This window comes from Leptospiraceae bacterium (assembly GCA_024233835.1).
Taxonomy (GTDB): domain Bacteria; phylum Spirochaetota; class Leptospiria; order Leptospirales; family Leptospiraceae; genus JACKPC01.
In genome coordinates this window covers 45,626-55,000 of sequence record JACKPC010000004.1, presented here as the reverse complement: position 1 = coordinate 55,000, position 9,375 = coordinate 45,626, and the positions used below count along the sequence as shown (strand labels likewise).

At 40.2% G+C, this 9,375-nt stretch carries 8 protein-coding genes (1 of these 8 running past the window's edge); all 8 read left to right on the top strand.

Features of this window, described 5'->3' with window-relative positions:
• A protein-coding gene (locus tag H7A25_18045; protein MCP5501811.1) for a hypothetical protein crosses the window boundary here: on the top strand, positions 1 to 148 show its 3' portion. Its footprint begins 629 nt before the window's first position; the window shows 148 of its 777 coding nt (coding positions 630–777); its start codon lies beyond the left edge, outside the window; its stop codon occupies positions 146 to 148.
• A gap of 179 nt (positions 149 to 327) precedes the next feature.
• Positions 328 to 1,395, top strand: a complete 1,068-nt coding sequence (gene recA, locus H7A25_18040) for a recombinase RecA (protein ID MCP5501810.1) — start codon at positions 328 to 330, stop codon at positions 1,393 to 1,395.
• A 56-nt stretch (positions 1,396 to 1,451) separates the two neighbouring features.
• A complete protein-coding gene (locus H7A25_18035) occupies positions 1,452 to 2,462 on the top strand; it encodes an N-acetyl-gamma-glutamyl-phosphate reductase (GenBank protein MCP5501809.1) in 1,011 nt (336 codons plus the stop codon).
• Between the two features lie 51 nt (positions 2,463 to 2,513).
• Positions 2,514 to 3,131 (top strand): hypothetical protein, encoded by a 618-nt coding sequence (locus H7A25_18030; GenBank protein MCP5501808.1) that lies wholly within the window; start codon positions 2,514 to 2,516, stop codon positions 3,129 to 3,131.
• Between the two features lie 82 nt (positions 3,132 to 3,213).
• On the top strand, positions 3,214 to 5,724 hold the full coding sequence (locus tag H7A25_18025) for a carboxypeptidase regulatory-like domain-containing protein (GenBank protein MCP5501807.1): 2,511 nt from the start codon (positions 3,214 to 3,216) through the stop codon (positions 5,722 to 5,724).
• 3 nt (positions 5,725 to 5,727) lie between these two features.
• Positions 5,728 to 6,351, top strand: a complete 624-nt coding sequence (locus H7A25_18020) for a hypothetical protein (GenBank protein ID MCP5501806.1) — start codon at positions 5,728 to 5,730, stop codon at positions 6,349 to 6,351.
• A 1-nt stretch (position 6,352) separates the two neighbouring features.
• A complete protein-coding gene (locus tag H7A25_18015) occupies positions 6,353 to 8,116 on the top strand; it encodes a hypothetical protein (protein ID MCP5501805.1) in 1,764 nt (587 codons plus the stop codon).
• 18 nt (positions 8,117 to 8,134) lie between these two features.
• Entirely contained in the window at positions 8,135 to 9,358 is a 1,224-nt protein-coding gene (locus tag H7A25_18010; protein MCP5501804.1) for a hypothetical protein, read from the top strand.
• Positions 9,359 to 9,375 lie beyond the last annotated feature (17 nt).

The window sequence follows — 9,375 nt, the reverse complement described above, 5'->3', positions numbered from 1 at the left end:
TACAGTAGAATTTACCCAGACCTATTTTTTTCATAATCCCTCTCATTACCGGGTTGTTCCGAGAAAATTATTTTTTGACTTCTTTCCCGAATTCGATGATAAAAGGGATATTCAGGATAAGAGACCCAAAGACTCCTTAATTGATTAAAAAAGACTATACAAAATAGTAGCAAAAATATTATTGTATTTTTGTGATTTTCCTATTCTATTTTGTCCGGAAAAAAGTTATAATAAGTATCCAAAAAGTCCACTTTAAAGGAATTTTTTTTAATCATTCTTTACATTTTGAAACCTTATATATATAGATACTAACGCAGGAGTTGTTACATGAAAAAGGCCAAGGAAGAGAAAGCCAGCCCTAAAAATAACGAAAAATTACAGGCAATTGAAAACGCCATGGGGCAAATCGAAAAGCAGTTTGGAAAAGGTTCCATCATGAGACTGGGAGATAATGTTGCCCAGAGAATACCCGCTATTCCTACCGGGTCTCTGGATTTAGATATTGCCCTCGGAATCGGAGGTTTACCCAGGGGGAGAATTGTAGAAATTTTCGGACCGGAATCATCCGGAAAGACAACTCTTATGCTTTCTGCAGTTGCCCAGGCCCAGAGAAAGGGAGGGATTGCCGCTTTTATCGATGCTGAACATGCACTGGATCCCTCGTATGCAAAAAAATTGGGTGTAAATATAGATGACCTTCTGGTTTCTCAGCCGGATAATGGAGAAGAAGCTCTCGAAATTTGCGAATCTCTGGTGAGAAGTAATGCCATTGACATAATTGTGATTGACTCGGTAGCTGCTTTAGTTCCGAGGGCGGAAATTGAAGGAGAAATGGGAGATTCCCACATGGGACTTCAGGCCAGACTTATGTCCCAGGCACTTCGTAAACTGACCGGAAGTATTTCTAAAACCCATACGACACTGGTTTTTATCAACCAGATCCGGATGAAAATCGGGGTGATGTTTGGCTCACCGGAAACTACTACCGGTGGGAATGCTCTAAAATTTTATTCCAGTGTTCGACTTGACATTCGTCGTATAGAAACTATTAAAGAGAAAGAAGAGTCTATAGGAAATAGGGTACGGGTGAAAGTTGTTAAAAATAAAGTAGCTCCCCCTTTTCGGCAGGCTGAGTTTGATATAATTTTTAATAATGGTATAAACCGGGAAAGCTCTTTGATTGATCTGGCTGTGAAAAATGATATAATGGCCAAAGCAGGTTCCTGGTATTCGTATAATTCGGAAAGAATCGGTCAGGGAAAGGAATCGGTGAAAACTTTCTTGCTTGAAAATCCGGAAATCGCCGATAAAATTGAAAAACAGATACGTTACCTGTATGAGCTTCCGGTAGAAGGTGAACCACCTGCTGCGAAAGAGCAGGAAGAAGATAATTAATTTTGGCTTTCTTTTTAGAAACTATTGAGGCCGGGTTATAACCCGGCATTTTTTTTATGAAAAAGATAACAATAATCGGTGGAGCCGGCCTAACCGGTAAAGAATTAATCTATTTACTCAATTTCCATGAGGGAGTTGAGCTGGACCATATTAGTAGTGATAAAGTAAAAGGAAAGAAGATATCAGAGGTTTTTCCGGGTCTAAGAGTGAAAAAGGATCTGGTATTTGAAGACCATACGGCTGAAATTCCAAAAGATTCTCTTGTTGTGCTGGCAGTTCCTAACCAGGCTTCTATGGATTTGACAGAAACTTATCTACAAAAGGGACATAAGTTAATTGATCTTTCGGGAGTTTTTCGCCTGCATGATAAAGAAAAATTCGAAACCTTTTATAAGATGAAGCATTCGGCTTTTTCCCTGATGGAAAAGGTAGTTTTTGGTTTACCGGAAATTTTTCGGGATAAAATAAAGAATGCAGATTTTGTATCCAATCCGGGTTGTTATTCTACTTCCGCAATTTTACCTCTTTTTGGCCTTTCCCATTTGCGAGAAGCGATCCAATTTATTTCTATCGATGCAAAGTCGGGTGTAAGTGGTGCCGGGGGCAGGGTAGAAGATGCCGGTTTTAGTTTTAATTCAGTTTATGAGAATTTTCGAGCGTACAAAATCTTATCACATCAACATACACCGGAAATTCAGGAATATGCACAGTTTGGCTTGAAGGCAGATTTACCGGAAATTGTCTTTACACCGCATTTACTTCCTGTCTATCGGGGAATTTTGAGTACAATTGTTGTTTACTTTTCTAAAGAGGTTTCGGAAGAAGAAGTTCACAGAGCTTATTCAAAGCTTATGAACGAAAAATTTGTCCGTTACTATAAAAGACCTGAAGATATTCAGCTTGCAAATATTCAGAATACAAACTATCTTGATTTCTCATTTCAGCTTAAAGGCAAAGTTCTCGTAATCGTTTCAGCCCTTGATAACCTGGTGAAAGGGGCTGCGGGACAGGCCTTGCAAAATATAAACCTGATGCTGGGAATGGATGAAACAAGAGGCCTACTATAAACTAGTCAAAGATAAAAGGGAAGAGAAGGGTCTCTGGGATCCGGAGAGGGCATGATCGATCTAAGCTCACTCCTGATTTGCGGGGCTTTTGAAGGAGAATTAGATATTCTCAGCAAGTTTCCTTCCCTGAATGTTGTTAAAACCGGTATAGGCTCCTATGAATCAACCTTCAATTTACAGTACAATTTACTTCGGAATCGCAAGATAAACTCGGTGCTGTTTGTAGGCTCTGCCGGTGCTTATCCTCACTCCCAGATTCGAACCGGTGAACTGGTTTATTCTAACGCATTTGTTTACCGGGAGATTGCGGAAATGAAAGGCCTGGTGAAAGTTCCGCATAAATTAGGGAGAAACATCATTACGAAGAAAGATGATTCTCTGGGTCCCTTACTCAGGCATTTTAGAAAAGCTTCTACGAATTCCACAAATTATATCACGGTCACCGATCTGGAACTGGAAGAATGTATCGATTATTTGTATGATGTAGAAGTGGAAAATATGGAAGCCTTCGGTCTGGCTTTTGTTGCTTATAAGTTTTCGGTGCCTTTTACAGCCTGCTATACCATTACAAACCTTGTGAGTGAAAACGGAAGTAATGAATGGGCAGCCAATTGGAGAGAAGGTTCGAATCGTCTTCAAAAAGCAGTTTTAAAACTTCTCTTTCCTTAAAATAACAGTTTTAAAAAATATTATTCCTTTACAATTTTTCCTTTTTTCTTGAATCATGGTTGAATCTATTCGGGGTAACTACATGACATTGAAGCCGCTTCAATTTATTGCCGGGATATTGCTTATTTTTTTTATAGCTTCTTCCTGCACGAAAAAAAAGAAAAAAGTGTTTCTTCCTATATTAGCTCTTGGAGTTGCTGCTTCAGCCAATCAGCAAAGTTTCGGGGTCGTGACAGGTCGTTTGATAGGTATGGACTCGAATCCCATTTCTGATGTGCAGGTAAGCCTCGATGCAAAAGGAAGGGTAAATACAGCGATAACAGGTTCAGATGGAACCTTTACACTTCAGATACCGGGTGTAAGTAGAAGCGAAGGTTTTACAGCCGGGTTTACGAAAGAAGGCTATGCCGGAACGAGCCGTTCGGTTTTTTTTGAATTAGCCAACTTAAGAGTCGATTTGGGGGATATTACTCTATATACTTCTTCTGAAGCGAGTACCATAGAGCTGGCAAAAGGAGGCACTGAATATAAAATTACGGGCAGGGTGTATGATGGCTACGATAATACACCTTTAAGTGCGGTCAGCATTTCAATTACTGTAAGTGGTTCGAGTCCGGTAACAGCTCTTTCGGATTCTAATGGTTACTTCAGTCTACAGAGTTCCAAACTCAGTTTAGGAAGTTCTTATACAATTTCAGTGAGTAAAACAAATTATATCTCCGATTCAAGTACCTCGGTAAGTATTACATCTACAAGTAACACGGCGGGTGATATTATTTTGACCCGTTCTTATGGAAGTATTTCTCTTTCTCTTTTAGATGATCACACAGGGTTTTCTTTATCCGGTGCTAGTGTATCTTCAGTAGATTCTAAAAATGCGACAGTAAATGCGGTAGAGAGTTCCGGGGTATATACCATGAGTAGTAATTATTTTTTATTAGGAAAAGACTATACTGTTTCTATCTCGAAAACGGGTTATACTTCAGCCGGCCCTAAAGTGGCTATCTCCGGTACCGGTGCCAATAGCCTGGCTCAAAATCCTTATGAATTGTATATTAGTGGAAAGATTACCGGAACCTTAAATATTGCTGATTGCGGAAGTGTTACGGTGAAAGCGAAAGATAAAGATACTTCAGAGGATATAAAAACTGCCGGTGGAGTGGATTTAAGTCAGTCTTTTAGTTCGGGCAGCACTTATTCTATCGATAATATTCTCACGGAATACGGGAATAGTTTTCAAAAAGGAAAAACGTATACCCTTACTTTTACTAGTACAGGAAGTCCGGGTTGTGAAACGAAAAATGTGGATACAGCTGCTCTTGTAGCCGGAGATAATACGCTGAATGTTACCCTTATCCAGAAAGTCGCCTGCACGGGAGCAAATGGAAGTGAATGTTTGAGCGGAAAGGTGGTGAACTCCCAGGATACGAGCCTGATCGTTGCGGGAGTCAATGTGTCTGTTAATGATCAAAACGGAACAGCAAGAACTGCCGTTACTGATTCTTCCGGTAATTTTACAATTGTCGGAGCTTTTGAAAATAATCAGGCCTATACCCTATCCTGTTCGGTAGAAGGCTATGAAGATACTACTTCCTGTTATTCGGCTACGTTTAGTGTGGGCAATAATTTAAGCAAGGATCTGGGTTCTATTTCTCTGGATCCGGAAGGTATCTACGTCAAGATAGATGGTGTTTCCTATACATTTAATCATTATACGCGACAGACTTATGAGAAGTTTCTAACAGAAAAATGGGGGCATACCTTTACTTCCAGAAACAGTAATGATTTGAATATTGCTTCTTCCTTTTATATTCATGCAGATGATACATCTCAACTAAGCCTTCCGAATATTGTCGTTTCGGATAAATCAGGTTGTAGTTCTTACTACCACAGGCATTCTAATTATGTATTAATCGATGGAGATGTGGCTAAGGGGGCTTTATTTGAGTCCTTAAACGATAGCCGTGCCTGTCAGAGTGTGATTCGAGGAAAAACGGGGGGAGGGGCTGACCCCGGAGGAGGAGGTGTCGTTTCGGGTGGTTATGAACCTTCCCACTCGCTTCTTTTTCATTTTTATGTATCTGCTACCGATACAATAATTTTACAAACTGAAGATAGCCCCGGTGCCTATAACGCAAAAAATTTGGATACGAAGATGCGTCTTTTAAATAGTTCCGGAACGGAAGTGGTAGCCTGGACTTCCGGTGGAGGCACACCCGCCACACATGCAAAGATTTCTCAGAGTTTAACAGCGGGCTGGTATTTTGTGGAAGTAAAAGGAGAAGCCACATCGAACTACGGTGTATTCAACTTGAAGGTAAGCAGTCAGGCAAAGAACCAGACGGCAATCAGTTCTACGGGAACCTGGTCTACGAATAATCTAATCCTATCTTTTTACAATCATAGTAATCGAACGATCTACATTGCCGGTGAAAATGAATCCGGCTCTTCCGGTTCTGTGGTAATCACTTCTATAGGGAAATACAACGAGTATATGAAAGGTACATTTACCGGAACCTTACGGGCTGTGAATGAAACGGGTAATACCGTTACTCTGACAAATGGTTTTTTTAATATTAAGAGGAAGGAGTAAAGCATGAAGCGATTTCTAATTCTATTTTGCAGTCTGGGTATTCTTTCACAGGTCTTCTCGCATCCTTCCCAATTACCCTTGGGGGCTTTAAAGTTTAAGTTAGATGGAAAAGAATACTATATCCCTTCCCGGGTGCAATGTGTCCTGGAAACCCGAAGAGGGAATAGCCAACTATTTATTGATTTGCTTGATACCGAGCAAAAGATTAAATTTAGTATATCTGTGAATTATAATGCAAGTTTATCCCATTCGGAAAACCATTTTTCTTCGGAATATAACAGCCTGACTGCTTTTTTTAACTCTCCGGATGGAGGTTTTCTTATTTATCCGGCTGTTGTTTTACGCCCGGATGAACAAAGCAAAGACTGGAAAGGTTTGAGCCGGGAAGAGAGAATTTGGAAAGGAAAGGGAGTTTCTGTGAGTAAGGAAATGCAGGGACTTGTTTTCTATTTAAATACAATTCCTGTAAGCAGTAAGGGATCTCTTGTGGAGTTACAGGGAAGTTTTTCCGGAATTGTAAAGCTTGGTTCGAGGGAAAGCACTCATCTATCTGAGCTGAATGAGGGAGAATTCCGCGTTCCCGTAAGCATCACACCAGATAAACCATTAAAAAAGGCAGGTAAGTAAGATGTTTAAAAAAGTAATATATACTACTATTCTAATGGTTATGATATGCACTCTTTCTATAGGGATGTTTGCATTTGTGGACAATTCGCATCAGAATATGCCGGAAGATGCGCTTATCTACATGGAATCCTATGGTTCGATTCAGCAAAGCTGGGCTGTCGATTACCTCAAGGCCCGTGCCGGGGGGCGATATACGGATAGTCTGGGAAATCAGGGGGATTACAGCGATACGCTAGGAGGTTTTACAAAAAATATTGCCGGACCAAAATTTGGAGATCCTTATGGGAATATCGATGTGGGAACAGCCGGTGTGGAAAATCGGGTTACTATTTCAGCTCCTGCTGTCAGGGTTTCTCCCTGGGATAAGACTAAGTCCTGTTTTGATCCACAGGATTTTGCTCTTCTGAAGTCTCCGGCGGAGGGTCCGTTTGTCGGAGTCGGATGTGGGATTATGGGAATTGCCCGTGCCGGGGGAGTGGGTCCTGATTATTTCCGGGATACTTTCTGGCACGGTAGCGGAATCACGGGAGGTTTTTTAACTTCGGGTAGTTGGAAATATACTGCTCCGGATTTTACAAAAATGGGAGATTTGAATTTTTCTTCTGCCTTTCACTTTATCAACCTTGTAAATAGTAATTATGCTACCGGTTCCGATAATCAGCCTCTGGTATATAATGTGTATAATGATTATGATGGATACTCGTACAACGCCTGCTGGAACTATTCCTCCTTCTTCAGTCAGGGAACCGGCAAGGATTATGGGGTGGCTGTTGCTTTTAATAATGCCCAGATGACTATAGATATTCAGGCCTGTACCAAGTGCAGCGGAGAGGGCGGTTTTTATTCGGTGGTGGATTGGGCGAATCCTCCGACGAGCTATAAGCAAAATAAATCTACTACACCTGTTGGAACACCGGGGAGTGGTGGAGAAAAAATTCCGGAAGGGATAGGTTCCAATTATAATTGTTATAGCGATATGAAGATAAGCGGTAACTGTCCGGATGAGGGCTGGTATCATTGTTATGATACTACCTTCGGGGCCTGCACAAGCTGGCAGTATCGAATCCCTAATACTTCTCCGGGAGAGGGAGATACTCTCTATGCCGATCAGGACTGGATTATTTATGAACCTGCCGACAATGCAGCTACCTTTTTTTATAACGAAGTTTTTCTTGAAGGAGGGACGAGTCATAGCGGTAGCAATTTGAATAGCCTACAGACTTCGGCTGTAGTTGGCAGGTATTATACGGTAACACCCTTTGATTTGAGAGGAGTAGCTGTGGGTATGCACTGGATAGGAGATATAAACCAGCCCATGCACGTCTGGTCTACTCTCGGCAATAACCATTCGGAGTTTGAAGCCTATGCCGATCAATCCTACGGAAGAAGAATTCCCTGTAACAGCAGTACCAATTGTGCGAAAAAGAATCCGTTTAAAGATGGAGCTACGAACACGGCCTTTAATTTTGAGAACTTTGAAGAAGATGCAAAGGCATTCACGAATAGTAGGGTAAAGAGGTATCAGGATGGTTTTGATGAAATCATAATGGAAAATGCCTGGTTAACCTATACTCTAAGAAAACGTAGTGGACACGATGTGGTGGTGAATACAGATAACACTACCAGAGCGAACATGATGAAGTATAGCGTGAATAGTGCTATCGCCGGGATTGCCTTATCGTATGAAAAAGCGGTGATGGATTTACGAAGGTGCCGGGTGGCTTCTACCTGTTCTTCTTCGAGTATCTACCAGATGAAATATTGAAAAATACTAATTTAGTTTATGAAAGTTCTGCTTGCTCTTTTCGTTTTTCTACTCTATAGCTGTAAAGGTGGCTATGTTTTACAGAGTACGGAAGGGAATATAAGCAAAGGAACTTTTATCTATATAAAAACTCTGTATTATCCTACTTTATCGAATGAGAAAATTATAGAGCGAATAAAAATTTTATTGGCCAGAAGGAAAATTGCTGTCTTATACGGCATGTATCAGGACAGGAATTATCTCGATTTCTTGATGCTGGAAAAAAAAGCCCGAATCAAAACAGCCGCGTCTCAGTATTTTAAAGAAAAATGGAACCGAGAGCTAAGGATGGAGGAAGTCCGGGTCTTACAAAATCACTTTCAACTAAGCTTTACAAAAGAACCGATTCCTTTTTTGCACAACATTTATTCTGCCAAGAAAAAGATCGAACCCGGCTCCCTGTTTTTTATTCAAACCAAATATGGTAAAGTGAGTTTACAGGAGTTTACAGCTTATCTTTTAGATAAGGAAATTAAAGAACTTCTAAATTATAGAGGTAAAAAACAGGAAGAAATGTTTCAAGAAGTTTTATTTTTATACCTATCTTCTCTTCTCAACCGGGAATATGAAGACAGACTAAATGTAAAAGAAAAGGATTTTCAATTTATGGATGAAGCTGCTGTTGCAGACTTATATAATAGTGCGAGATACGCCCGTGTAGATAAGGGAATTTATCCGGTAGAATCAATTCCTATACAGTTTCATCCATCCGAGTTGTACAGGTATTTTTATAAAATTCGGGATAGTCTTTTAGGGTTTGAATATATTCTATGCAGTCGTGTTATCCTTGCTGAGAAGTTAGATGCAGAGAGTCTGGTGAATGCTTTAAAGCAGGGAAAAAGTTTTGAAGCAGAGGCTAAGAAGTATAAAAAAAGCTATAAATTATCATTAGAAAAACCGAAGAAAGTTTATCCGGCGAAACCGGGTGAAGAGGATAAACAGGATTTACTCGATTTGCAGGCTCTGGATGCAGCCAAAACAGGAGATTGGATTCCGGAACCTATGCCCGTCAAGAATGGTTTTTTAGTTATACAGGTATATGATGTGAAAAAGAAAAATCTGGCTATTCGATATGAAGATTATAGTTATGAAGTTGAATACAGACTCAAGCGAGAATTATTAGCAAAACAGTATATAATTGATAAACAGGATGCACTTCAAAGTCTCGATGCAAAAGTGAATCTGGCTGTCTTGAAAGAGTAAGAAATAGAATATATATT